Below are 24954 nucleotides of genomic sequence, written 5' to 3'. Positions count from 1 at the left end.
ATTATAAAGATGAGATATTAATCGTATAAAATTAGAATAAGTACGATTAACGGTTGCCTTACTATAGTCCATTGACTACTAAAATGCACCGCTAAAATCAGCTTGTATACTTTGTGAACAGTACTTAAATTTAGTGCGAGGCTTTAGCGGTAAGTTTGTAAAAACTTGGCCACTTTTGCTTTTGGCAAAAGTGATAGTTTCTGGATGAGTTTAAAATCGATATTATCTAGAAAATATTCTTCTGATATATCTTCTAGAATTTTAAGCCATAATTTTGCGGTCATTTCAGCATCAAATAACGCTCTATGGAAAGTTCCATCTTCAGCGAGATTTTTATAATTCACTAATGTGCCAAGTTTATGGTTTGGCGCATCTTGATAAATTCGTCTTGAGGTTAATAACGTACAGGCAAACTCACCAACATAGTTATGATTTATGCGAGCAAACTCTGCATCTAAAAACTTTTTATCGAAAGACGCGTTATGAGCAAGTAAATTTTCATCACCTATAAAATCAGCGAAACTGTCCATCACTTCATCACATGGTGCCGCAGTGCGCAGCATAGCATTAGTAATACCAGTATATTCGGCAATAAAAGTGCTTACCGGTCGCCCTGGATTCATTAACTCTTGAAATGAATCAACCACAATACCATCAACAATTTTAACCGCGCCTATTTCTATTGCCCTGTCGCCTTGTTGTGGAGAAAGACCTGTGGTTTCAAAATCGAGTACAACGATAGAATTGGCATTGGTGTTTGGCATAGTTTCTCTTTGTGCAAAAAATAAAGCCTAGGCAATGCCTAGGCTTATAAATATTTGTTTAGCTGGGTTTAGCTTACGCTAATTGCTCAGCAAGTTGTGCACTTACAGCTTCTACTGCTTGTGTACCATCCATAGTGATGTACTTACAGTTACCAGCAGTTGCTTCTGCTTGGTAGTAATCAACTAATGGTTTAGTTTGCTCATGATAAATGCCTAAACGTTTACGCACAGTAGACTCTTCATCATCAGGACGAATTGATAAATCTTCGCCTGTTTCATCATCTTTACCTGCCACTTTTGGTGGATTGTAAACTAAATGATAAACACGACCAGAACCAGAGTGAACACGACGACCAGCCATACGGTCAACAATCACCTCATCAGCAACATCAAATTCAATTACTGAATCAACGCTTACGCCATTTTCTTTCATTGCATCGGCTTGTGGAATTGTACGAGGGAAACCGTCAAGCAGGAAGCCACTTTTACAATCGTCTTGAGCAATACGCTCTTTTACCAAACCAATAATTAACTCATCAGACACAAGCTGACCAGCATCCATTACTTGTTTAGCTTGTTTGCCAAGTTCAGTGCCCGCTTTAATTGCTGCACGTAACATGTCACCAGTTGAAATTTGTGGAATGCCAAATTTAGCCATTAAAAACTGAGCTTGAGTACCTTTACCAGCACCCGGTGCACCTAATAAAATAATGCGCATATAGAAAGACCCTAAAATGTCGTCGAAATTATATTTGTAAAAACGTCATGATACTTGCTCGAAAGTTTTCAAACAAGTGTTCAGAAGCAATTTTTTGTGTGAATGTTAAGATTACTTAAATTGTTAAAGATATCGACTAGACATTAGTCGCAATTGCATTGTAATTTCGAGTTCGCATTGCTTCGAATACATAGCTTTGCTATTCACAATACGCTGCACTTTGATAACTACTTCGTAATTCGAAGTGCAACGTATTCGTGATTCGTTACTAAGTATGTTACTTAGTAAGACTAAGCATTAACGTATTTAGACGAGCTACAAATGATGCAGGATCTTTCAAGCTACCACGTTCAGCTAACATCGCTTGTTCAAACAATACTTCAGCCCATTGACCAAACTTAGCTTCATCTTGCTCATTTGATACATGCTGTACTAAGTCGTGTTCAGCATTAATTTCAAAAATAGGCTTACTCTCTGGTACTTCTTGACCAACAGATTGCATGAGCTTCATCATTTGTGAGCTCATGTCCTGATCATCAGTTACAATACATGCAGGAGAGTCAGTTAAACGATGAGTAATTCGAACATCTTTAACTTTATCACCTAACGATTCTTTTAAGCGGCTTACTACTGAGTCGAATTCTTTCTCAATTTTTTCTTGAGCTTCTTTCGTTTCAGCATCATCCATATCACCTAGATCTAAATCTCCACGTGTTACTGAAGCTAACTGTTTTTCATTAAAGTCGGTTAAATGGCTCATTAACCACTCATCAATGCGGTCACTCAATAATAATACTTCAATGCCTTTTTTGCGGAATACTTCTAGATGCGGGCTATTTTTAGCTGCTTCGAAGCTGTCAGCTACAACATAGTATATTTTATCTTGGCCTTCTTTCATGCGCTCAATGTAATCATTTAATGATACATTTTGCACAGCGTTATCATTTTCAGTTGAGGCAAAGCGTAACAATTTAGCAATAGCTTCTTTGTTTGCCATGTCTTCAGCCGGGCCTTCTTTAAGCACTTGACCAAATTCGTCCCAGAATGTTTGATATTTTTCAGCGTCTTTTTTACCAAGTTTGTCAAGCATAGTGATAACACGTTTAGTACAACCTTTACGCATCGCTTGAGTAACTTTGTTGTCTTGTAATATTTCACGTGACACGTTTAATGGTAAATCGTTTGAATCAAGCAAACCTTTTACAAAACGTAAGTAAGTTGGCATGAACTGTTCAGCATCATCCATAATGAATACACGTTGTACATATAACTTTAAGCCGTGTTGACGTTCACGGTTATACATATCGAAAGGTGCTTTTTCAGGTACATAAAGCAGTGAAGTATATTCAGTAGTACCTTCAACTTTGTTGTGTGCCCACAATAACGGGTCGCCGTAATCGTGTGATACATGCTTATAAAATTCTTTATATTCATCGTCTGACACATCAGATTTTTCACGAGTCCAAAGTGCTTCAGCTTTATTAACGCCTTCCCACTCTGCAGGGATCGCGGCTACTGCTGGAATTTCTTCACCGTCAGGACCTTCACTTGCTGGTACTTCTGCAACCTCTTCGCTCATCATTTCTACAGGAATAGAGATGTGATCTGAGTATTTAGTCACAATTGACTTTAAACGATAATCATCTAAAAATTCTTTTTCTTCTTCTTTTAAGAAAAGAATAATGTCGGTACCGCGAGTAGATTTTTCAATATTTTCTACAGAGAAATCGCCTTCGCCAGCAGAGGTCCATTCTACGCCATCGGAAACTTCTGTGCCTGCAGCACGAGTACGCACAACAACTTTATCGGCAACAATAAATGCCGAGTAAAAACCAACACCAAATTGACCTATTAATTGTGAATCTGAGGCTTGGTCGCCAGATAAACGAGAGAAGAAGTCAGCAGTACCAGACTTAGCAATAGTACCTAAATGTGCAATAACATCATCGCGAGTCATACCAATGCCGTTATCTGAAATGGTAATTGTGTTTGCGTCTTTGTCTGCTTTAACTCGTACACGAAGGTTTGCATCACCATCGTATAAATCGCCATTTGATAACGCTTTAAAACGTAATTTGTCAGCCGCATCGGCAGAGTTAGATACTAATTCACGTAGGAAAATTTCTTTATTTGAATATAAAGAATGGATCATTAATTGTAATAGTTGCTTAACTTCAGTTTGAAAACCGTGAACTTCTTTATGGCCTGTATCAGACATAAAATACCTCTTCTTAATAAAATTCATTCATACCAACAAAATATCTATTCGTTGGAATTTGTGTCTGAAAAATATGTGGGGGTATAAAATTGGTTTTAAAGGCTTGCAGTTAATAAAAAATGAAAAAGTTACCCTGGTAACAGTTATTTAATAGTAAAAAGCAAAACAGGTGACCAAAGTCACCTGTTTTATAAATAATATGGATGAAGGTTAGTTAAAGCTTTTTCGGCCAGAAAAGGCATGTGACAGCGTATTACCATCTACAAATTCAAGTTCACCACCAACAGGCACCCCGTGAGCTATACGTGTGCTGCTAACATTATATTTTTTTGCAATATCGGCAATAAAATGTGCAGTAGCTTCGCCTTCAACAGTAGGGTTGGTGGCTAAGATCATTTCATCAAACTCATCACTGGCTAATAGCGCTGCAAGTTTATCAAGGCCTAACTCGTCAGGACCGATGCCATCAATAGGCGATAAGTGTCCCATTAATACAAAATAACGGCCTGTGAATTCGCCAGTTTGCTCAATAGCTAAAATATCAGCAGGTGATTCAACCACACATAACATACGTTTTAACTGACGTTTTGGGCTTTGACAAATTTCACAAAAATCAAGCTCGGTAAACGTACGACAACCTTTGCAGTAACCTACATCTTCCATAGCGGTAGCTAAAGTAGTCGCTAATTTTTGCCCACCTATGCGATTACGCTCTAAAAGCTGAAACGCCATACGTTGTGCAGATTTAGGACCAACACCGGGTAAACATTTTAAGCTATCTATAAGCTCTTGCACTAATGGGCTTAATTTCATATTGATTTATCTTTTAATTCTCACAAAAAAATTGGGGTCAGAGTCACATTAATAAATGTGACTCTGACCCCAGTTTAAATTAGTTATACAAACAGCACAATTAGAATGGCATTTTCATCCCTGGAGGCATTTGCATGCCGCCAGTTAGGGCGCCCATTTTTTCTTTATTGGTTTCTTCAACTCTTCGTACAGCATCATTAAATGCTGCAGCAACTAAGTCTTCAATCATGTCTTTGTCGTCTTCCATTAGACTTTCGTCAATTTCAACACGACGTACATTATGATTACCCGTCATAGTTACTTTAACCATGCCGGCACCGGCTTCGCCAGTCACTTCCATTTTAGCGATCTCTTCTTGAGCTTTCGCCATTTTTGCTTGCATTTGTTGGGCTTGCTTCATTAAGTTGCCCATGCCGCCTTTCATCATAATAGTCTCCAAAATTGTTTGCTTACATCGGCAAACATAGATAAGTGTGGGTATTATACCAATAGCACGCGTTAACGTTAAGTGTTTGCTGAAAGCATTATTTAAATTAAATGTAACTGCTTAAGGTATTAATGGCGTCTAAATCAGTTTTTACAATGCTTCAATTGAATTTTGATCAACAAAAGCACTAAATTGTTGCTCTAACGCTTGCACAAAATCGTCAGTAGCAATTACATTTTTAGCGTAATCTAATCGCTTGACATTAATACAATTTTGAATGAAAAAAGGCGTTGCGCCGGCATCATCTACTGCATTAATTTGTACAGTTGATTCTTGCTTTTTCAAGGTTGAGTAACAATCGATTATTTGAGTTAAAGCAGCACCTGAATTTAAATGTTCAAATTTCTTGTCTAAATTAATTACTAATAAATTATCTGAGCTTTCTTCGCCCATATTAGCATTTAAAGCTAGTTGTCTTACTCGTCCGGTTAAACCCATTGCATCTATAGTATTTGCCCAAGCATCAATCTGATTTGCATCTCTTATAACAGCAGGATCAATAACTGACTGATCAAAGCTACCACAGGCAATGCTGTTAATGTCAGGTAATGCCTGTTCTACATCATTAATTGCTACTTCAGCTTGTTGGTTATTTGTTGCTTGTACTTCTGAGTCAACTGCGTTTATTGGGGCATTTTCTTCCCAAGGTAAATCAATAGCATCTACCGTTTTCGATTCAACGTTAGCTGTAACGATTGTATCATCAGCTTGAGGGGCTACTAAATCAGGGTTTTTAGGCCCAACATTAGTGCGGACCTTAAGCTTGGCTTCAGACTTTTTTGCGCCCTCGCCCTCCGCGGCTTTTTTACGGCTACGTAACATATTACGTGTAGCCAACATTTTTTCAACGTCGCTTCCCGCATTGCTTTGTTCAACCGGTTCAGCTGTTTCAACAGCTCCAACTGTAGAAGCTTGTGGTTGCAAAACTTCATCAACAGAAGTATCTGTTTCAACCATTTCGGCTTGCATAGTATTCTGTGCTGTAGGCATCTGTTGCACATCAGACAACTGTTGTTGAGCCTGCACTTCAAGCTGTTGTTGCTCGGCATTTAAACCATCTATTGATTTATCTGCATTCCTATCAATTGTTAACGTTTCAGGTAATTGCTGTTCAGCTAACACTTGTTCTTGAGGTTCAATAGCTGCATCTTCTGTTTCGAGCACAGCTTGCGGATCAACTTCAGTTTTTACTTCTTCTTTTTCTTCTGTTTTAACGTCAATTGTTGTCACCACAGGATCTTGAATTGCTTCAGGTTTTGCTACTTTCCCTTCAACTTTAGGAATAGATTCGGCTATATCTAAATCATTAAAATCAGCCGTAACCGCAGCTGGAGCAGTTTTAGTATCAGCTAAGGTCGCAGGTTTAAAGGCCAACATACGTAGCACAACCATATCAAAACCAGCTTGTTCATCACTGCTATAGGATAAGTCCTTACGACCATTTAACACAATTTGGTAATACAGTTGTACGTCTTCTGGCGACATTGCGGAGGCAAACTTAGTTAACAACGTTGCGCGTTGATTATCGACATCAACGGAGTTTGGTACTAACTGCCAAAGTGCAACTTGATGTAAAAGCTGCAATAATTCAGCTAACAAGCGATGGTAACTAGGTGCAAAGCTAGCAATATTTTTACTTAGCTCTAATAACCCTTTCGCGTCCTGTTTAATTAGTGCAATTAATATTTTGTAAACCCAATTTTGGTCAACTCCGCCGAGCATTTGCTGGACATTGGCTACTTCAATATGGCCTTGGCCTTGAGCAATGGCTTGATCAGTTAAGCTTAATGAATCACGCATACTACCGCGAGCGGCTTTGGCTAGCATAGCTAAAGCACCATCTTCAAAGGTAACCTCTTCTGCGGTTAGAATTTCATTTAATTTAGTTTCAATTTGCAGAGGCGTTAGCGCTTTTAAATGAAACTGTAAACAACGTGATAAAACAGTTACCGGCAACTTCTGCGGATCGGTTGTTGCGAGAATAAATTTAACGTGCGGTGGTGGCTCTTCGAGAGTTTTAAGTAAAGCATTGAAACTGTGCTTAGATAACATGTGTACTTCATCGATAAGGTAAACCTTAAAGCGACCGCGTGTTGGTGCATATTGAACGTTATCTAAAATTTCACGTGTATCATCTACTTTTGTGCGCGAGGCTGCATCTATCTCAAGTAAATCAACAAAACGGCCAGCATCAACATCAATACAAACATCACATTTGCCACATGGATTAGCAGTAATACCTTCTTCACAGTTTAAGCTTTTTGCGAATATTCGCGCTATGGTAGTTTTACCTACACCGCGAGTACCGGTAAATAAATAGGCATGATGCAAACGCTCTTGCATTAATGCATTAACCAATACGGTAACCACGTGCTCTTGTCCCATTAATTGAGAAAAATCTTTTGGTCGCCATTTACGAGCAAGTACTTGATAACTCATATATTGTTTAATCCTGAAGCTAAGTTGTTTTAATTATTATTTCTAACGCGTTCAATCTGATTCGGTATTAATCGCCTAGGTAATCAACCATAGTGTAAACATCTATACCGAGCTTTTCTAATCGCTTATCACCTTGTAAATCGGGTAATCCGATCACAAATGCGGCCTCTTTTACAGTAGCGCCAGTTGAGCGAATTAATTTAGTTGTAGCTTCAATGGTACCACCAGTAGCTAATAAGTCATCTACCATAAGTACTATATCATCACTTTGTAATGCATCTTGATGAATTTCTAATGTATCTTGACCATATTCTAAATCGTAGCTTTGTGAAAATGTTGCACGGGGTAATTTTTTGGGTTTTCGAACAGGAACAAAGCCTATGCCTAACGCTAAAGCTAGTGGTGCAGCAAATAAAAAACCTCGAGCTTCAGTGCCAGCAACTTTGGTAATACCGGTATTTTTATACCGTTCGGTTAAACGATCAATGCATAATTGAAAGGCTTGGGGTTGATCGAGAATGCCGGTAATGTCGCGAAACATTATGCCAGGAATGGGATAATCAGGCACATCGTAAATTACGCTTTTAAGGTATTGGCTATCTTGCTCTGTCATCATATTTCTAATCGAAAAAGGTTTAATAACAGGATAATGGATCTTAGTGAGTTTTTATAGTCACATTTTCAACTATTAAGTTAATAAGTTGAAGTTTATGCAACTTCGCTACTGTACTCTTTTAACTTACTAACTTCGGCTAAAAATTCTGTATTAGAAATTGGTTTGGTTAATACTTTATCAGCCAGGTGTACTTCTGAAATTTGATTAACTAATTTGAGATCTTGAGTAGTTAAAAATATGATACTGCTCGGAGCATGATCACCTAACGCAATTAAGTTTTTAACTAATTGAGGGCCGTTCATCAGCGGCATTAGATGGTCAACAATACATAAATCAAAGCGGTGCTGTTGTGCTTTGTTATAACCATCTAATCCATTAACCGCTGTTGTTACCTGATAACCTGCCGTGGTTAGAGTTTGATTAAGCTGCGCCAAAACTAAAGCGTTATCTTCAACCAATAAGACACTCTCAGACATTAAATATTCCTTTAATAACGATAAACGTTTGCATTTCGATGAATTTAACTGCGTATGCCAGCTAATTTAAGCGTAGTTATACCAACCCATTAACATAGGTAATAATGGCATTGCTACCATAACTGTTAGGGCTAAAAACAAGTGACGTTTTGAGGTGCTTTCTTTAAATGAATTATCTACTGACATTATAATTACTACCGTTGAAAAAATCAGCGCGAATAATACACGAACAGACTATTGTTTGATATAGATCAAATTAAATAATTCATCACTTAACAATCTATTTGCAAAAAATGACCATTTTAAAGCAGACAATTAACTACTCATTAACATTTGGTGGCTGTTTAAGATTAAAAAAGAGCTTTTTCGATACTATATTTATAGCGTGTATATTTAATAATTTATAATTAATGAACGGTCAGAAGTAAGAATAAAAATTTTAACTTCAGGAGTTTTTTTTTAGATTAGAAGAAGCCAGCAGTTACTGACTTCTTTAAAGAATAAAGCTTCAGTTAATTATTCACCGCACTTGCTTTCTTTTGATTTAGCTTTACCTTCACCGCACTTGCCTTTAGCTTTGCCTTCGCCACATTTTCCTTCGCCGCATTTACCTTTGGCTTTAGCTTTGCCTTCACCGCATTTGCCTTCGCCGCATTTACCTTTGGCTTTGCCTTCACCGCATTTTCCTTCGCCGCATTTACCTTTGGCTTTAGCTTTGCCTTCACCACATTTACCTTCACCACACTTGCCTTCTTTTTTAGCTTCTTCAGCTTCAAAATCAGCAGAAGCTACAACATTTTGAGCTTCAAAAGGATTCGCTTCAGCTTTAGCAGGTAAGCTAGCAAATAATGTTAACATCAGAGCGCTTAAGGCTGCTGTTAATAAATAGTTCTTAAATACTTTCATAATTATCTTCCTATGTTTTATTAGAGTTACCGTAAACACTCAGTCTAAGGCGTTACCAATTCGATTAAGTTTTATTAATTATCTATCACAAACACAAAATAAAAAAACTTAACCGACTTGGTATCGATGATACAGACCAAGGATACAATTAAATAATTTCACTAGTTCATGAATTTAGCAAGTTTTTAATAAAAACAAAGAGTAATAAAGTATTACAAATACTGTAAACAGGTAATATAAGGATTTATTTAATTTCGTTTATATAGAACAATCGCTAAAAACAAAGTACTAGAAATTGTCATATAAAAGGTATTAAACACCGAAGGTTCAAGCAAGGTTAAATAAGTACTGAATGCGATTAACACCACAAAACAAAATGCTAAACTGAACTGAATTTTTTTCTGAGTAAAAGTAGAAAACAACATTGTAATTAAATCCTCATAAGTAACTTATATTTCTAAACAATTTGTTGTTTTTATTATGTTAATTAAAGTTCTGAATTTTTAATTGCTAACCAGTTAAAAATAACGGCAGTGTTAGTCTAACGTTAGTGCTCCATACAACTAATGTCCGCATTATTAGATAATTTCCTTGGACACGTTTTATAACACTGCCAGAGTCATCTCATTTGGTCGGGAATTTATAAGCAAGGGAAATCTCTAAAACTCCTTTTAATTGAGACTATATTCATTACCAATGAACATTCTAAAAGTAAAAGACAAAGAGGGTGTTTTGTCAAACCACAAATATTTAAAACATGCTATTTCAGACAAAATCAAATGACAAACTTTTGAATTAGAAGAATTTTATTTTTCAAATAAATTTACTCCGGACATTTTAAAATTTCATTCTTTACTCCGGCCCAATTATTTCAATTGTCAGCAATAAAATAGCAGCACTTTTAATATCCGTACGTGATAGTTCATTTTCACAAAAGTGTTAATTATTTTTTATTCTATAAAATGTTTTTTTATAGCAAAATAATTTTTGCAAGCTGCAAAATCTTTACTAACATTTAGTTATAAATTTGCAGGACGGTAAATTTATAACATCATGCAAACTAGTGTTATCAAGGGTTAAGGAAATTCAGATAACATTACATTAAATGTAAAACTATTGATTTAAATATAATTTTTTGCATGAATGTTCACATTAACAGTAAATTAGCTAAGGATAGACTCATGGAAAGTATCAGCACATTCCTATTGTTAAATGTCACATACAAAAATCAGATAATCACTTTCTTTTTAACACAATTGAACCCGCTGTCACCCAGCTTACTGTTAACTTGCCTTTTTACCTACAAACCAAAAATCCCTGAGCATTATTGCAACAGTCAACTTACTGGCTAAAACTGCAACATTTTTTAAATGCTTATAAATCTCTCCGGAGACAATAAGTATTTAATATTGGCTCCGGCCCAAAATAATTTTAACTGACGTTTATTTGGTTTATTTCTCTTAATATAGGTCACAAAAATAACGCTATTAACAAGTTAAACACAGTAAAAAAACGCTTTTAAAATACGATTAATCAGTTTGGAATATCAGTTTCGTCAAACAACTAGCTGTTTGTGCCAATTAAGCAACTAGTTGTCTCGAAAAAAGTTAAAGGATTAACTTTTAAAAAGGACAATCCAATGGAGTTGGATTTTGCAGGATGCATACGGAAGACTATGGCCAAGGACGGCCAATTAACGGAATCGCGGAGCAAAAGTGGGCACAGCTTTGTTCGAGTAGGCCAGCACAAACGCTTAGACGTTGTGGTAGTGCAGTTCTAGTCAAGGATGACGAAATATTTTAATACTTGATAGCCTTGAAGGATCAAAGCTATCAAGGGAGATTTAAGGGGCGTTTTACACATATACAGCAGACAAATTATTTTAACAGGAGTGAGATGATTTATACTAAATAGAGTGTTGTTTATGTGGTGCCTTTTACTTATCTTCCACCTTTTGAGTTTCACTGGAAACAAATCACTAATTGAACAAGCAAAGGAATTGCAAATGTCTAGAAAACCACGGGCTTACCAAGCAGATCAAACAGCTCATATTTACTTATGTGGTAATAATCAGCAACGTTGCTTTTACTGTACTGCCGATTATCAATATTACTCATTATTGCTCAGTAAAGGGCTAGTCAAATATGAGGTACTTTTACACGCTTATGTATTGATGGAAAATCATATTCAATTATTATTAACACCAAGTTGCAGCAAAGGTATAGCTAGCCTTATCCAATATATCTCAAGTAGTTATGTCAGATATATTAATAGAAAATATCAACGCAGCGGTTCTTTATTTCAGGGCAGGCATAAAGCTAGCATTGTTGATGCCGACAATTATTTATTAGCATGTATGAGATTTATTGAATCTGATCCGGTAAGTAAAGGTATTGTTTCTCATCTTGCACAATATCCATACTCTAGTTACACACAAAATGCTGTTCACCAACAAGTATCAACCTCACTAGTGGTTGTTAATCAACATCGTCAATACTTGCATTTGGGTCCGAATTTAGTAAGTCGGAAAAGCAATTACCAAAAATTGTTTTTACATAGCAGCCAGCAGTACTTAGACACCTTGATCATTGAACGCTTGATGCACAATTTTCCTATTGGCGATGAGTTTTTTATTGAGCACATTGAGGCATTGCACCACATTAAATTTAACAGAATGAAACTAGGTCGGCCTTCAAAACCTGTGAAACTAATGCTTCCGGTCATATTTTGTTAAAGAATGGCCCATGGCATTTCTGCATATAGCTCTTCCGTGATCAAAAAAGGATCTGACAAGCAGATCCTTCTTAATTATTGCGCAGTAGGTATTGGGATTTAAAGATGTTTAATAACTTTTACAAGCTTTTTAAATACGCTTTAAACTCATCAGCCAATTCAGGGTGACGCATGCCGTACTCTACGTTTGCTTTTAAGTAACCGATTTTAGTACCACAATCGTGAGACTTTCCGGTCATATGAAACGCTTCGACGGCTTCAACATCCATCAGTTTAGCGATCGCATCGGTTAATTGAATTTCGTCACCAGCACCCGGCATGGTTTGTTCAAGTAACGCCCAAATTTTGTTTGATAAAACGTAACGACCCACAACGGCCAAGTTAGATGGAGCTTCTTCTTGTGGTGGTTTTTCAACTATTGCCGTCATCGGGCAAGATTCACCTGGTAAAACAGCTTTACCGCCACAATCCACTACCCCATAACTACTTACCAGCTCCATAGGTACAGGCTCTACCATAATTTGGCTTGCATTAGATTCTTCATAACGAGTAAGCATAGCTGAAAGGTTTTCAGTTTTAAGGTCAGCTGCGGCATCATCAATTAATACATCAGGCAATACCACTACGAACGGGTCGTCACCGATGATTGGCTTTGCTTTTAATACGGCATGGCCTAGACCTTTAGCTTCACCTTGGCGCACATGCATAATAGTGACACCTCTAGGACAAATAGCCTGTATTTCATCAAGTAACTGCCGTTTTACCCTTTTCTCTAGAGTTGACTCTAGCTCATAAGACTTATCAAAATGGTTCTCAATAGCATTTTTAGAAGAATGAGTAACTAATACAATTTCTTTTATACCTGCAGCAATACACTCGTTTACTATGTATTGAATTAACGGTTTATCAACCACTGGCAGCATCTCTTTAGGAATAGCCTTTGTAGCAGGCAACATGCGAGTGCCTAGGCCAGCAACTGGAATAACGGCTTTTTTGATAGCTGAATTTTTTGATAATGGCAAAACGGGTTTTCCTTTCGTTTATTATTGCGATAAAACTATATCGTCTAGCAGGTAAGTATATTCCAAATAGACTAGAATTTTAAGTCTGATTAGACATTAATAATTCAATTATCGAAATAAGTTCACTAACACTTCCTAGATAAATAATTTAGTTAATACTAAGTTTATAATAAAACAAAGATGATTTTTTCTGATTCAAATCAAAAGTTTCAAATGAAGAAAGTTTTAAGCTTAATTGAGATGAAAGGTAAATTTTCCAGGATAATGAGGCACATCATGAAAACTATTTTAGTCATTGCGGATCCAAATTTTGAAAAATCAGTTGCTATTAAGCAAGCTGAAAAACTTAGCCTGCTCTATAACGCAAAACTCCATGTTGTATATTTTTATTATGAAGATTTGCATGGTTTAGATGATAAAGGCGAAGCATTCAAAGAAAGTCTCATAGCTCGCATGGATGATAAAGCAAACGATCAACTGGCTGAACTGTGTGGAAATAACCACCATACCTATGAAATAATTTGGCAAAAGCACATCCATACTTGGGTAAATCACTACGCCGAAAATGAACAGCCTGTAATGGTTGTAAAAACCGGTAATCGCAGTGAAACCATGTTTTATACTCCAACCGATTGGCATTTAATCAGGGAATGCCCCGCACCTGTATTAATTGTTGCACAGGATAAGTGGAGCAAAACACCGGATATACTAGCGTCAGTAGACTTACAAACTCAACTTCCTGATAAACAAAAGTTAAATCATAAAATTCTAGAAACAGCGTCAATGCTAGCAAGTAAACTAAATGTGCAGGTACATGTTTGCTATACACCTCTATTTTCAGCGGTTTTACGAGATTTTGGCCTACAATATAAAGATGAGGTTGAAGCGCAAGCAAGACACGATTTGAGCGCCAACATTTTGCAACTCAGTGAACAATATCAAGTACCTGTCGAAAATTTTCATATTCATGCAGGAAAACCTGAACTAGTGATCCCCTCTATGGCGGCTAAATATCATGCTGGTATAGTCGTTATTGGAACGGTAGGTAGAAAAGGTATTAGCCAAAGGTTATTGGGAAATACTGCTGAAAACATTCTAAGCTTTTTAAAAACTGATGTTTTAGCGTTAAAACCATAAGAATCAAAACACTAAATATTAAGACTGAACAGTAGAAATATTATTATGAAAAACAGCATATTAGTGATTTCAGATCACCAAGAGCAAAATTACACAGCTATATTACAAGCAGCAGAACTCGCAAAAGCGTATAACTGCAAACTGCATATTGTGAATTTTTGCTATGAAAAGTTACGTGGTGTAGTCGATATAGAAGATGCTCAAGATCTGATTGTACATAATCTTCATGAACTTAATGCTCATAAATTGGTAAATACTTTACAAGGTATCGTGGAATATAACTTTGAAACAGTATGGGAAAAGAATATTCATATTTGGGTGAATAACTATGTAAAAGAGCATAAACCTTACATGATTGTTAAAACAGGCCATCGCACTGAAGCCTTGTTTTATACCCCTACTGATTGGCATATTATTAGAGAATGCCATGCTCCAGTATTAATAGCCGCAGATAAAAAGTGGCATAAAGCTCGAAATGTATTAGCAACGGTAGATTTAGAAACCGAACTGCAAGACAAGAAACAGCTAAATGAACAGGTGCTTAAAAACGCAAGCATTATAGCCAAACAGATAAATGCTGAATTACACATTTGTTATACCGTGCCGTTTTCACCACTATTAAGAAAGCTGGGGATAATTAATAAAGACAAGTTAGAAAATGAGCATAAAGCAGAGTTACAAGAAAAGTTAGTCATATTAGCCCGAAGTTACGGAATTAATCCTGATCATATTCACATTAAAGCCGGTCAAGTGGATAAAGTTATCACCTCTGTTGCAGCAGACTGCAAAGCGAGCGTTGTAGTCGTTGGCACTGTGGCTAGAGCAGGTTTAGAGCAAAAGCTTCTAGGTAACACAGCAGAAAGCATATTAACGCTTCTTAAAACTGATGTATTAACTATTCCTGCTTAGCTAAAGTAACGAATTACGAATACGTTACATTGCGAATTTCGAAGTAGGCTTCGAAGGCGCAAAGCGCCGTATTCGGAGTAGCGAAGCTACGTATTCGAATCTAGTTATTTAGTCATAGAATGACTTATACCATTTAACAAATTTATCTACCCCTTCAGCAACACTAACCGCAGGTTTATGACCCGTTACTTCAAACAAGTCTTCAACCTCAGCATAAGTTTGGTATACATCGCCTGGTTGCATATCCATAAAGTTCTTTTCAGCTTTAATACCTAATGAATTTTCCATTGCTTCAATAAAATCTAATAATTTAACCGGATTGCCATTACCAATATTATAAATTGAATAAGGAGCCGAGCTATTAGCAGCAGATCCAGTTTCCACTGTCCAGTCGGTTCTTGGTTGTGGTACAACATCTTGAATGCGAATAATACCTTCAACAATATCATCAATATAAGTAAAGTCGCGACGCATATCACCATGGTTAAATACTTTAATGGCTTTGCCTTTGGTAATGGCATCGGCAAAAAGTATTGGCGCCATATCTGGACGACCCCAAGGACCATATACGGTAAAAAAACGCAGTCCTGTTGTCGGTACACCGTAAAGGTGTGAGTAGGTATGTGCCATTAGCTCATTCGATTTTTTGCTGGCGGCGTATAAAGACACAGGATGATCAACACTATCACTGGTTGCAAAAGGAACTTTAGAGTTTAAACCATAAACAGAACTAGATGATGCATATACAAGGTGTTGCACATTGTTATGTCTGCACCCTTCTAATATGGTTAAGTGACCAATTAAATTTGAATCTGCATACGCTAGCGGGTTTTCTATAGAGTAACGAACGCCGGCTTGCGCACCTAAATGAATTACCCGATCAAATTTTTCATCAGCAAACAAAGCGGCAATGCCTTCCCGGTCAGCTAAATCCATTTTTATAAAAGTAAATGTGCCATTACAGCTATCACTAGGCAGAATATCTGAGCCAACAACCATTTTATCCATTACAGCGTTGGCTGAATATTTTTCGAGCTTGTTCAAGCGTGCTAATTTTAAATTAACGTCATAGTAATCGTTTAGATTATCTATACCAACAACATCATGACCCATGTCACATAAACGTTCACTGACGAAGTGGCCAATAAAACCTGCGGCTCCTGTGACTAAATATTTCATATATTTCCATTATAGTAACGAGTTGTGAATACATTGCATTGTGATTTACGAAGCAGCTACGTATTCGAACCACCCAGTTTTCGCAGTGAAACGCATTCAAAGCGTCAGAATATCATAAGCTTAGCGTATTCATAACAAAAGTTACGAATATCGAATACATTGTATTTAGAATCACGAAGCAGTTATCCATGGACAACTTATCAGAAGCGTAAGCATATTCGATGTTAAGAAGTACCGTTTTCATATCTAAAGGAATGAATCTAAAATCATCCCTGACGTAAAAAAGGTCGCTATTGCGACCTTTAATAAGAATAAGTCAAACTTTATAACTTATTTATTTCTCTCGAAACGGTAAACTCTGGCGATGTTACGTAGCGTTCCATACTGCGTAACTCATGCTCTAAAGATTTAAACTTAAGACTGATATCGCGAACGGCTTGTTTAGGTAATTCACCTGACTGCCAAATTTTTGCTTTCACTTTAATTGATTCATTAAAAATTTCTTCTTCATGAAGTTTCTCTTTAACATTTTTGGCAACTTGTTTAGGTGAAAAGCGACTAGTTTTTTTATCTAAAATAAACCAACCTGCTATGTATAAAATAACAAACCACCCCATGCCTAGTAAAACACCTGAAACAACCAGTATCCTTACTAACCATGCTTCCCAACCAAAATACTCGGCTAAACCTGCACATACACCGGCAATTTTCCCTTTGGTAGGGTCCCGAAATAACTCTCCTCTAGATTTTTTCATACTTTCTTTCTCCAGTCTGGAGTTTCAGCATCTAGAATAGCTTCAAGGGTTTGTATTCTTTCAGCCATTTGATCTGCTGCTTCAGATAAATCTGACAATTGTCTGTATTCATCTTCACTTAAACCTTGGCTTATTTGACGTTTTGAACGGTAATGTAAAATTAACCAAATTGGTGCAACAATAACCATAAATATAATAATTGGTGCCATTAAAAGACCTGGTTCCATCGTAATTCTCCTTAACGATTGAGCTTATAAATGATAAACGTTTTTTATTTTTTAGCTTTGCTAGTTTTTGTAGCTGCTGCTTTCTTTGGTTTTTGCATTTTAGCCTTTAGGGCTTCAAGCTCATTATCGATACTATCATCAGTTTCTAAATCGGAAATTTCGTCTGCTAAAGATTTTTTACCTAGGTCATACGAATCAACTTGCGCTTCTAAATCGTCAATTTTTCGTTCATAACGATCAAAACGAGTTAATGCATCCTCTACTTTGCCACTATCAAGTTTACTTTTCACTTTTAATCGAGTGCTAGCTGTTTTACCACGCATAACGATAGCTTTTTGACGAGCTTTAGCATCTGCTAATTTTTCTTGTAGTTGTGAAATTTCACCTTGTAATTTTTCAATATTATCATCAAAGTTAGCTAACTCATCACTCATTGACTGAGAAGCTTCTTCACATTTATTTTTTTCAACTAATGCTGCTCTCGCTAAGTCATCACGACCTTTACTTAACGCTAATTCTGCTTTTTGTTGCCAAGTTTGAGTATCACTTTCTAATCGTGTTATCTGGCGAGTTAATTCTTTTTTATCTGCCAGTGTTCGGGCTGAAGATGAACGTACTTCGACTAAAGTATCTTCCATCTCTTGAATAATTAAACGCACCATTTTCTCTGGGTCTTCAGCCTTGTCTAAAATGCTGTTGATGTTCGAATTGATGATGTCTGTAAACCTTGAAAAAATACCCATAATAACTTCCTCGTATCATTAAATTTTATTAATTTGTAATTTTATACCTATGCTAATACATTCATTTTTGATGCCAAGTTTTAAAACATCAGTAACCTATTGTTTATAAAGGTATTAATTAAACATAAAAAAGACTTTTCAGATCATCGTTAATGAAATACACTATTTGTTAGTGAAAAAAACCAATAATTAGGTCACCTATGACCCGCTTTAAACAACAAGATAATTTGATCGGCCAGTCTAATAGTTTTTTAGAAGTGCTGGAACATATCTCACAAGTAGCTCCCCTTGCTAAGCCAGTATTAATTATTGGAGAGCGAGGAACTGGTAAAGAGCTTGTCGCAGCTCGTTTGCATTACCTATCTAAGCGGTGGGATCAAAGTTATATAAAACTCAATTGTGCAGCATTAAATGAAAACCTTTTAGATAGCGAACTTTTCGGTCATGAGGGCGGTGCATTTACCGGTGCAAGTAAACGTCATGAAGGTCGTTTTGAACGAGCGAATGGCGGCTCACTATTTCTTGATGAACTCGCTAATACTTCAGGACTAATTCAAGAAAAACTTCTCCGTGTTGTGGAATATGGTGAATTTGAACGTGTAGGTGGTTCTCGCACGGTAAAATCGGATGTACGTTTAATTGCAGCGACTAACGAAGATTTGCCAATGCTTGCCGATAAAGGCGAGTTTAGGGCTGATTTACTTGATCGACTAGCATTTGATGTTATTACTCTACCGCCCTTAAGAGAGCGTATTGATGATATTTTAATTCTTGCTGAGCATTTTGCTATTAATATGGCAAGAGAGCTCGAGTTTGAATTGTTTAGTGGTTTCACTGAAAAAGTGAAAAAGTCCATGCTTGCCTATCGATGGCCCGGGAATATTCGAGAACTTAAAAACGTTGTTGAACGCAGTGTATATCGCCATAACAATCCACATATACCAGTAAATCAGTTAGTTATAGATCCTTTTGAGTCGCCTTTTAGGCCGAACAACCGTACTAAAACAGCTGATAGACAAGCTCCAACTGAAAATACAAATACAGACCTTACCTCAGAGGCAAATGCTGAAACGGCTACTTCTAAAGCAGCTAATTCATTAAGTCCATTATCATATCCGGTTTCTTTAAAAGACTTATCTAACGATTACGAGATAACACTATTAAAAGACGCATTAGCATCATGCCAATTTAACCAAAAGAAAACAGCAGAAGCGCTAAAACTAACCTACCATCAACTAAGAGGTTATTTAAAAAAATATAATCTATTGGAAAGTAGTGACGCTGATGAAAGTTAACTCTTGGTTACCAATTAAGAAAACTCTGCAAGTAATTGCGGCTGCATTACTTAGTTTAATAATAAGTAGTTGCGGAAAGGTCAGCTCCGATTCAATTTTATCTGAAAGTATCGTGTATTGCTCAGAAGGCTCACCCACCTCATTTAATCCGCAATTGGTTACTACTGGCACTACAATTGATGCAACTTCAAAGCAAATCTATAATCGACTGCTCGGTTTTGATCCAAGTAATTTTGACAAAATACCTGCCCTAGCAAAGTCATGGCATGTCACTAAAAATAATAAATTAGTCACTTTTTATTTGCGTAAAGATGTGAAATTTCATCAAACAAACTATTTCACTCCTAGCAGAAATATGAATGCCGATGATGTCATTTTTAGTTTCAAAAGAATATTAGATGAAAAACAACCATTTTATAAATCAGCAGATGGTAAATTTCCATTTTTTCAAAGTGTGAAGTTTAATGAACTAGTTCAAGATGTTGAAAAAATTGACGACTATACTGTTCGCTTTAGGTTAAACCATCCACAAAGTTCTTTTTTAGCAAATATCGCCGCACCATTTTCAGTTATATTGTCAAAAGAATATGCGGATCATTTGATTGAACAGAAAAAAGATCTAACTTTATTAGACAATTTGCCGATAGGAACAGGTCCATTTAAATATAAAGACTATAGAAACGGCTCTTTAATTCGCTTTGAACGTCATGAAGATTATTGGCGGAGAAAGGTTAGTATTGAAAAATTGCTCTATAACATTAGCCCAGATAATACTATTCGGTTAACTAAGCTTCTCACCCATGAGTGCGATGTAATATCATATCCAATTGCAACTCAAGAAATAGCATCAAGGCCTGACTTAGCCTTAGAACATGTAACCTCTTTTAATGTTGCATTTCTTGCTTTTAATACTAAAGTCCCCCCGTTTGATAACCCGCTTGTTCGCAAAGCTGTAGCCCATGCGATAGATAAAGATGCCATTGTCAGTGCTGTTTATTATGAACAAGCTGAAGTAGCACAATCTCTGTTGCCAAAAGCTTCTTGGGCTTATTCAGACAAAGTAGAAGAAATAACATATTCAAAAGATTTAGCAATTAAGTTGCTCAGTGATGCTGGCCTATCTGATGGCTTTAGTATTGATGTTTGGGCTGTTCCAGTTCATAGAGCTTATAACCCTGATGCTAGAAAAATGGCAAAGTTGATCAAGTCTGACCTGGCTGATATTGGTATTGAAGTTAATATTATTACTTTTGAATGGGCTACTTTCTTGAAGAAGCTTGCTAAAGGTGAGCATCAATCAGTGCTTATCGGTTGGTCAGCAGATCATCCTGATCCTGATAATTTTTTCTCTCCTTTACTCAGTTGTGCGTCAGTTAATACCGGTGGTAATAGAGCAATGTGGTGTAATGAAGAATTTGACCAACTATTGCAAGCATCACTGTTAACCAACAATACAAGTAAACGTAAAAAACTCTACCTTCAGGCTCAACAATTACTGCAAGAACATTTACCTGTGTTTCCTATTGCACATGCAAAACGCGGACAAGCTAAAGTTAAAGGAATAGAAGGCAATATACTCACTCCATTTGGTGGCATTAGTTTTGAAGATGTCAGTAAAAAAGGAACTGATTAACTATGCTAACTTTTACATTACGGCGCTTAAATTTATTGTTTTTCACATTGCTAATGCTTTCTATTATTTCATTTAGTTTAAGTTATTTATTTCCAGGTGATGCGTTAATAAATTTATCTGGTCAAGTAAGTGCCGATGAGCAACAACTCGCAGAACTTGCTCAGGTGTATCAAATGGATAAAAGTATTTTTCATCAATATTTTGCGTATATTGGTCAAATATTTGAAGGGAATTTCGGCATATCAATGTCTAGTCAAACCCCTATCAGCGTTGAGTTGGTTACTTTTTTACCAGCAACGATTGAATTATGCTTAGCAGCTTTGTTTATTGCATTATTATTTGGCGTACCATTAGGCTTTTTATCAGCGGTATTTCATAACAAAGCTATTGATAAAATAATTTTAACCTTCGCCATGATTGGCTACTCCATTCCAGTATTCTGGCTAGCATTAATATTAATACTAGTATTTTCAATAACGTTATCTTGGTTTCCATCTTCTGGACAATTAAATTTATTATTTGAAATTGAGCAAGTCACAGGGTTCAAGTTTATTGATATTTTACTCAGTGATAGCCCTTATACATGGCAAGCATTAAAAGATGCTTTTATGCACATTATAATGCCCGCATTTGCAGTTGCTATGGCACCAATGACGATGTTTATTCGCTTGGCACGCACCTCAATGTTAGATGTTTTGGAGTCTAATTATATTAAAGCAGCGAAAGCAAAAGGTTTGTCACAAACAAGCATTATTTACCATCATGGTATTCGTAACTCTTTAGTCGGCATTGTGAGACAAATAGGTTTAAATTTTGCTAACTTGGTAACTATAGCGATGATTGCTGAAGTTATATTTGATTGGCAAGGAGCTGGAAGCTGGCTCATTCAGAGTATATCTGAACGTGATTATACCGCAATTCAAGGGGGATTAATTGCGTTAGCAACGTTTACGTTTTTCATCAATATTTTATCAGATTTTATATACGCTACGCTTAATCCATTAGAAAGGCATAAAAAACATGGCTCGTGAGCATATTTATTCTGAGGAAGAATTTCCATCACCAATAAGGCAGCTATGGTATACCTTTCGTAATACCCCGGTGGCAATGATTGGCTTTAGTTGCTATTTATTTTTAGTTTTTACTGCTGTTTTTGGCAGTTTTATTACGCCTCATGATGTGCTTGAGAATAACTTAGATCAATTATTAGTGCCGCCTGCTTGGAGCGATGATGGCAATATTAGTTATTTACTAGGTACTGATGATTTAGGTCGGGATATGCTTTCTAGGCTTATTCATGGTACATCTCTAACATTTGGTTTAAGTTTTGTTGTCGTTATTTTTGCAATGACTATAGGTGTAATCATTGGCTCAATATCGGCAATAACTAGAGGTGTTAAATCAAGTTTTTTGACGCACTTTCTCGATGTGATATTGTCAACACCGTCACTTTTACTCGCCATAATTATTGTCGCAATTTTAGGGCAAGGCCTTGAAAACGTGCTTTGGGCTATCGCTTTAGTATCTATCCCACAGTTTATTCATGTAACCCGTAATGCGATAAAAGAAGAACAAAAAAAAGGTTATGTGTTAACCCCAATCCTTGATGGCGCGTCAGAAACGAGAGTACTAATCACCTCCATATACCCTAACATTATTGATAAAATTATAATTCAAGCAACATTGGCGCAATCAGCTGCTATTTTAGATATTGCAGCCCTAGGTTTTCTTGGCTTAGGTGCTCCAGTGCCTATGCCTGAGTGGGGATCTATGTTGAAAAATTCTTTAGATTTATTTTATATAGCTCCATGGACATCTTATTTGCCAGGACTGGCTATTTTATTTACAGTAATAGTTACTAACTTGGTTGGTGAAGGTCTTCGTCATTCTTTAAAAATACAAAAAGATAATTAATGAATTTACTCGATATAAAAAATTTAAGTATTGAATTAACCAGCCATGGTGAAAACATATTGGCCGTTGATAGAGTATCGCTAGCATTAAAAGATGGTGAAATAAGAGGTCTAGTAGGCGAATCTGGTTCTGGCAAGTCGATACTTGCGCAGGCAATAATTGGCGTTCTTGATGATAAATGGCATGTAGAAGCTGATAGGTTCCATTGGCAAGGCATTGATTTATTGCGTTTACCAGTGGAAGAGCGAAAACAAATTATCACTAAAGATGTAGCAATGATATTTCAGGAGCCGATGAGTTGCTTGGATCCTACCAATAGCATCGGCGAGCAAATAGAAGAGTCGTTAGACAGTAAACAATTTTCAGGTTTCTTTTGGCAAAAAGCACAACAAAGGAAAGCCGCGGCCGCAAAACTTCTACATAAAGTTGGTATTAAAAACCATCAAGTCTGTGCTAAAAGTTACCCTCATCAACTTACCAATGCTTTATGTCAACGAGTTATGATTGCAATAGCTCTGGCAAAAAGGCCTAAACTACTAATTGCTGATGAGCCGACAGCCTCAATGGAAGCAAGCAATCAGGCGCAAATTTTCCGTTTATTAGCTAGCCTTAATCAACTTAAAAACATGTCGATTTTATTAATAAGCCATGAATTAGAAAAAATTAGTCACTGGACCGATTATTTAACCGTAATGTATTCCGGCCAGTTTGTAGAAGCCGGTACGACAGATCAAATATTTAATACACCTTTTCATCCATACACAAAGGCACTTATTGCCAGTACTCCTAGAGCTAAAAGTAATATAGAAAAGAAATCTCGTTTGCATGCCATGCCAGGTAGCATTCCCGGTTTGCAACATTTGCCAATTGGCTGTCGATTGGGCCCTCGTTGTCCAAACGCTCAAAAAAAATGTGTTCAAGCTCCTTTGATTGAGTCATATCATGGCCACCAAGTCAGTTGTCATTTCTCTCATCGCAAGGATTATTGATTTTGACAAGTTTAATTGAAGTTAAAAATTTAAGTAAGCGATATAAGATCAAATCTAACTGGTTCAAAAAAAAATCGGTTACCGTTTTACAGCCAATTTCGTTTAAGTTAGAAGCTAAAGAGACTCTTGCAGTTATTGGCGAAATTGGCTCAGGAAAATCTACTCTTGCAAAATTATTAGTGGGCGCAGCAAGACCAACAACTGGCGAAATTAGCTTGAATGGTCAACACCTGCAAACGGGTAATTTTAAGCAACGTTGCCAACATGTGAGAATGATATTTCAAAATGCTGGTGATACCCTAAATCCAAGTTTAACCATCAGGCAACAACTTGAAGAACCTTTGCTGTTAAATACTCGTTTGAATGAGAACGAACGAAAAACAATGATAAGAGCCACATTACAGAAAGTAGGCCTATTAGCCGATCATATGCACTTCTACCCTCATATGTTCTCAGGTGGTCAAAAACAGCGTATTTCGCTTGCTAGGGCAATTATATTACAGCCGCAACTTGTTATCTTAGATGAAGCCTTAGCCTCTCTAGATTTATCATTACGCGCGCAAATGATTAATTTATTGCTTGAGTTACAACAACAAATGGGGCTTGCTTATTTATTGATATCTCATGATATTGATGTGGTTGAACATTTTAGTGATAAATTAATGGTGCTACGGGAAGGTAAAGTAGTGGAGTACGGAAATACTAGTGATGTCTTAGCCAATCCAAAAGATAAATTTACTCGCAAGCTAATATTGTCACAAAGAAAAATCAATATATAGATAAGCTATAGGCTAGAAAACTACGAGCTAAATAAGACCCTGAAACGAGTTCAGGGCAATGCTAACGCATCGAGTTCAGGAAGAGGTATTACTCAACTGCAAGCTTTCGATCTTCGAGCTTAAACCACAAACAAAAAGGCCGCATATATATGCGGCCTTGTTATTTTACGTCACGCAGTGACCTTATAAAAACGCGTAGCGG

23 protein-coding genes are annotated in these 24954 nt (G+C 36.6%); 9 read left to right on the top strand and 14 right to left on the bottom strand.

Annotation, left to right across the window (positions count from 1 at the left end; genetic code table 11):
* Positions 1–143: 143 nt before the first annotated feature.
* The 9 genes from RGQ13_RS06005 to RGQ13_RS05965 form a co-directional block, all read right to left on the bottom strand.
* Positions 144–764 (bottom strand): 3'-5' exonuclease, encoded by a 621-nt coding sequence (locus RGQ13_RS06005; protein ID WP_348392654.1) that lies wholly within the window; start codon positions 762–764, stop codon positions 144–146.
* Positions 765–837: 73 nt separating this feature from the next.
* Positions 838–1482, bottom strand: coding sequence for an adenylate kinase (gene adk / locus RGQ13_RS06000; protein ID WP_348392653.1), 645 nt, complete (start codon positions 1480–1482; stop codon positions 838–840).
* 277 nt (positions 1483–1759) lie between these two features.
* On the bottom strand, positions 1760–3700 hold the full coding sequence (gene htpG, locus RGQ13_RS05995; protein WP_348392652.1) for a molecular chaperone HtpG: 1941 nt from the start codon (positions 3698–3700) through the stop codon (positions 1760–1762).
* 210 nt (positions 3701–3910) lie between these two features.
* Positions 3911–4513, bottom strand: coding sequence for a recombination mediator RecR (gene recR, locus RGQ13_RS05990; protein WP_348392651.1), 603 nt, complete (start codon positions 4511–4513; stop codon positions 3911–3913).
* 100 nt (positions 4514–4613) lie between these two features.
* Positions 4614–4943 carry a YbaB/EbfC family nucleoid-associated protein gene (locus RGQ13_RS05985; protein WP_348389543.1) on the bottom strand — a complete coding sequence of 110 codons (330 nt, stop codon included), beginning with the start codon at positions 4941–4943 and terminating at the stop codon, positions 4614–4616.
* 147 nt (positions 4944–5090) lie between these two features.
* Positions 5091–7439: a DNA polymerase III subunit gamma/tau gene (gene dnaX / locus RGQ13_RS05980; RefSeq protein WP_348392650.1), complete on the bottom strand. Its 2349-nt coding sequence runs from the start codon at positions 7437–7439 to the stop codon at positions 5091–5093.
* Positions 7440–7506: 67 nt separating this feature from the next.
* Positions 7507–8055, bottom strand: a complete 549-nt coding sequence (apt, locus tag RGQ13_RS05975) for an adenine phosphoribosyltransferase (RefSeq protein WP_348392649.1) — start codon at positions 8053–8055, stop codon at positions 7507–7509.
* 92 nt (positions 8056–8147) lie between these two features.
* Positions 8148–8531, bottom strand: a complete 384-nt coding sequence (locus tag RGQ13_RS05970; RefSeq protein ID WP_348392648.1) for a response regulator — start codon at positions 8529–8531, stop codon at positions 8148–8150.
* A gap of 516 nt (positions 8532–9047) precedes the next feature.
* Positions 9048–9437 carry an HvfA family oxazolone/thioamide-modified RiPP metallophore gene (locus RGQ13_RS05965; protein WP_348392647.1) on the bottom strand — a complete coding sequence of 130 codons (390 nt, stop codon included), beginning with the start codon at positions 9435–9437 and terminating at the stop codon, positions 9048–9050.
* Positions 9438–11442: 2005 nt separating this feature from the next.
* Between RGQ13_RS05965 and RGQ13_RS05960 the strand changes: the two genes are divergently transcribed.
* Positions 11443–12171, top strand: coding sequence for a transposase (locus RGQ13_RS05960; RefSeq protein ID WP_348392646.1), 729 nt, complete (start codon positions 11443–11445; stop codon positions 12169–12171).
* Between the two features lie 118 nt (positions 12172–12289).
* On the opposite strand, the gene galU is transcribed toward RGQ13_RS05960, so the two are convergent.
* On the bottom strand, positions 12290–13192 hold the full coding sequence (gene galU, locus RGQ13_RS05955) for a UTP--glucose-1-phosphate uridylyltransferase GalU (protein WP_348392645.1): 903 nt from the start codon (positions 13190–13192) through the stop codon (positions 12290–12292).
* Between the two features lie 276 nt (positions 13193–13468).
* Between galU and RGQ13_RS05950 the strand changes: the two genes are divergently transcribed.
* Positions 13469–14329: a universal stress protein gene (locus RGQ13_RS05950; protein ID WP_348392644.1), complete on the top strand. Its 861-nt coding sequence runs from the start codon at positions 13469–13471 to the stop codon at positions 14327–14329.
* 45 nt (positions 14330–14374) lie between these two features.
* Entirely contained in the window at positions 14375–15238 is an 864-nt protein-coding gene (locus tag RGQ13_RS05945) for a universal stress protein (RefSeq protein ID WP_348392643.1), read from the top strand.
* Positions 15239–15346: 108 nt separating this feature from the next.
* On the opposite strand, the gene RGQ13_RS05940 is transcribed toward RGQ13_RS05945, so the two are convergent.
* From RGQ13_RS05940 to pspA, 4 genes are all read right to left on the bottom strand, one after another.
* Positions 15347–16417, bottom strand: coding sequence for an NAD-dependent epimerase (locus tag RGQ13_RS05940; protein WP_348392642.1), 1071 nt, complete (start codon positions 16415–16417; stop codon positions 15347–15349).
* 323 nt (positions 16418–16740) lie between these two features.
* Entirely contained in the window at positions 16741–17172 is a 432-nt protein-coding gene (pspC, locus tag RGQ13_RS05935) for an envelope stress response membrane protein PspC (RefSeq protein WP_348392641.1), read from the bottom strand.
* Positions 17169–17399: an envelope stress response membrane protein PspB gene (pspB, locus tag RGQ13_RS05930; RefSeq protein ID WP_348392640.1), complete on the bottom strand. Its 231-nt coding sequence runs from the start codon at positions 17397–17399 to the stop codon at positions 17169–17171. Before pspB ends, pspC begins: the two co-directional genes overlap by 4 nt.
* A 44-nt stretch (positions 17400–17443) precedes the next feature.
* The gene (gene pspA / locus RGQ13_RS05925) at positions 17444–18142 is read right to left on the bottom strand and encodes a phage shock protein PspA (protein ID WP_348392639.1); all 699 of its coding nucleotides are present in this window, start codon (positions 18140–18142) and stop codon (positions 17444–17446) included.
* Between the two features lie 200 nt (positions 18143–18342).
* Here pspA and pspF point away from each other — a divergent pair, with 200 nt between their 5' ends.
* From pspF to RGQ13_RS05895, 6 genes are read left to right on the top strand one after another with little or no spacing between them, the layout of a single operon-like run.
* On the top strand, positions 18343–19437 hold the full coding sequence (gene pspF / locus RGQ13_RS05920) for a phage shock protein operon transcriptional activator (RefSeq protein WP_348392638.1): 1095 nt from the start codon (positions 18343–18345) through the stop codon (positions 19435–19437).
* Complete coding sequence (locus RGQ13_RS05915) at positions 19427–21070, top strand: ABC transporter substrate-binding protein (RefSeq protein ID WP_348392637.1); 1644 nt, start codon at positions 19427–19429, stop codon at positions 21068–21070. The genes pspF and RGQ13_RS05915 overlap by 11 nt, the downstream gene beginning before the upstream one ends.
* 2 nt (positions 21071–21072) lie before the next feature.
* A complete protein-coding gene (locus RGQ13_RS05910) occupies positions 21073–22101 on the top strand; it encodes an ABC transporter permease (RefSeq protein WP_348392636.1) in 1029 nt (342 codons plus the stop codon).
* Positions 22091–22984, top strand: coding sequence for an ABC transporter permease subunit (locus tag RGQ13_RS05905; protein ID WP_348392635.1), 894 nt, complete (start codon positions 22091–22093; stop codon positions 22982–22984). Before RGQ13_RS05910 ends, RGQ13_RS05905 begins: the two co-directional genes overlap by 11 nt.
* Complete coding sequence (locus RGQ13_RS05900; RefSeq protein WP_348392634.1) at positions 22984–23973, top strand: oligopeptide/dipeptide ABC transporter ATP-binding protein; 990 nt, start codon at positions 22984–22986, stop codon at positions 23971–23973. The genes RGQ13_RS05905 and RGQ13_RS05900 overlap by 1 nt, the downstream gene beginning before the upstream one ends.
* A 2-nt stretch (positions 23974–23975) precedes the next feature.
* On the top strand, positions 23976–24752 hold the full coding sequence (locus RGQ13_RS05895; RefSeq protein WP_348392633.1) for a peptide ABC transporter ATP-binding protein: 777 nt from the start codon (positions 23976–23978) through the stop codon (positions 24750–24752).
* Positions 24753–24954: the final 202 nt, after the last annotated feature.

The sequence above is a fragment of the Thalassotalea psychrophila genome (genome assembly GCF_031583595.1).
GTDB lineage: Bacteria > Pseudomonadota > Gammaproteobacteria > Enterobacterales > Alteromonadaceae > Thalassotalea_A > Thalassotalea_A psychrophila.
The sequence above is the reverse complement of the archived record's forward strand: the minus strand, read 5'-3'. Positions and strand labels throughout refer to the sequence as shown.

What these genes read in the sequence shown, in the direction of transcription:
- pspB (WP_348392640.1), bottom strand. Translation starts at nt 17,399, where the DNA reads ATGGAACCAGGTCTTTTAATGGCACCAATTATTATATTTATGGTTATT.
- recR (WP_348392651.1), bottom strand. Translation starts at nt 4,513, where the DNA reads ATGAAATTAAGCCCATTAGTGCAAGAGCTTATAGATAGCTTAAAATGT.
- apt (WP_348392649.1), bottom strand. Translation starts at nt 8,055, where the DNA reads ATGATGACAGAGCAAGATAGCCAATACCTTAAAAGCGTAATTTACGAT.
- RGQ13_RS05915 (WP_348392637.1), top strand. Translation starts at nt 19,427, where the DNA reads ATGAAAGTTAACTCTTGGTTACCAATTAAGAAAACTCTGCAAGTAATT.
- pspC (WP_348392641.1), bottom strand. Translation starts at nt 17,172, where the DNA reads ATGAAAAAATCTAGAGGAGAGTTATTTCGGGACCCTACCAAAGGGAAA.
- pspF (WP_348392638.1), top strand. Translation starts at nt 18,343, where the DNA reads ATGACCCGCTTTAAACAACAAGATAATTTGATCGGCCAGTCTAATAGT.
- RGQ13_RS05970 (WP_348392648.1), bottom strand. Translation starts at nt 8,531, where the DNA reads ATGTCTGAGAGTGTCTTATTGGTTGAAGATAACGCTTTAGTTTTGGCG.
- RGQ13_RS05965 (WP_348392647.1), bottom strand. Translation starts at nt 9,437, where the DNA reads ATGAAAGTATTTAAGAACTATTTATTAACAGCAGCCTTAAGCGCTCTG.
- dnaX (WP_348392650.1), bottom strand. Translation starts at nt 7,439, where the DNA reads ATGAGTTATCAAGTACTTGCTCGTAAATGGCGACCAAAAGATTTTTCT.
- RGQ13_RS05910 (WP_348392636.1), top strand. Translation starts at nt 21,073, where the DNA reads ATGCTAACTTTTACATTACGGCGCTTAAATTTATTGTTTTTCACATTG.
- pspA (WP_348392639.1), bottom strand. Translation starts at nt 18,142, where the DNA reads ATGGGTATTTTTTCAAGGTTTACAGACATCATCAATTCGAACATCAAC.
- RGQ13_RS05900 (WP_348392634.1), top strand. Translation starts at nt 22,984, where the DNA reads ATGAATTTACTCGATATAAAAAATTTAAGTATTGAATTAACCAGCCAT.
- RGQ13_RS05940 (WP_348392642.1), bottom strand. Translation starts at nt 16,417, where the DNA reads ATGAAATATTTAGTCACAGGAGCCGCAGGTTTTATTGGCCACTTCGTC.
- RGQ13_RS05950 (WP_348392644.1), top strand. Translation starts at nt 13,469, where the DNA reads ATGAAAACTATTTTAGTCATTGCGGATCCAAATTTTGAAAAATCAGTT.
- htpG (WP_348392652.1), bottom strand. Translation starts at nt 3,700, where the DNA reads ATGTCTGATACAGGCCATAAAGAAGTTCACGGTTTTCAAACTGAAGTT.
- adk (WP_348392653.1), bottom strand. Translation starts at nt 1,482, where the DNA reads ATGCGCATTATTTTATTAGGTGCACCGGGTGCTGGTAAAGGTACTCAA.
- RGQ13_RS05945 (WP_348392643.1), top strand. Translation starts at nt 14,375, where the DNA reads ATGAAAAACAGCATATTAGTGATTTCAGATCACCAAGAGCAAAATTAC.
- RGQ13_RS05905 (WP_348392635.1), top strand. Translation starts at nt 22,091, where the DNA reads ATGGCTCGTGAGCATATTTATTCTGAGGAAGAATTTCCATCACCAATA.
- RGQ13_RS05960 (WP_348392646.1), top strand. Translation starts at nt 11,443, where the DNA reads ATGTCTAGAAAACCACGGGCTTACCAAGCAGATCAAACAGCTCATATT.
- RGQ13_RS06005 (WP_348392654.1), bottom strand. Translation starts at nt 764, where the DNA reads ATGCCAAACACCAATGCCAATTCTATCGTTGTACTCGATTTTGAAACC.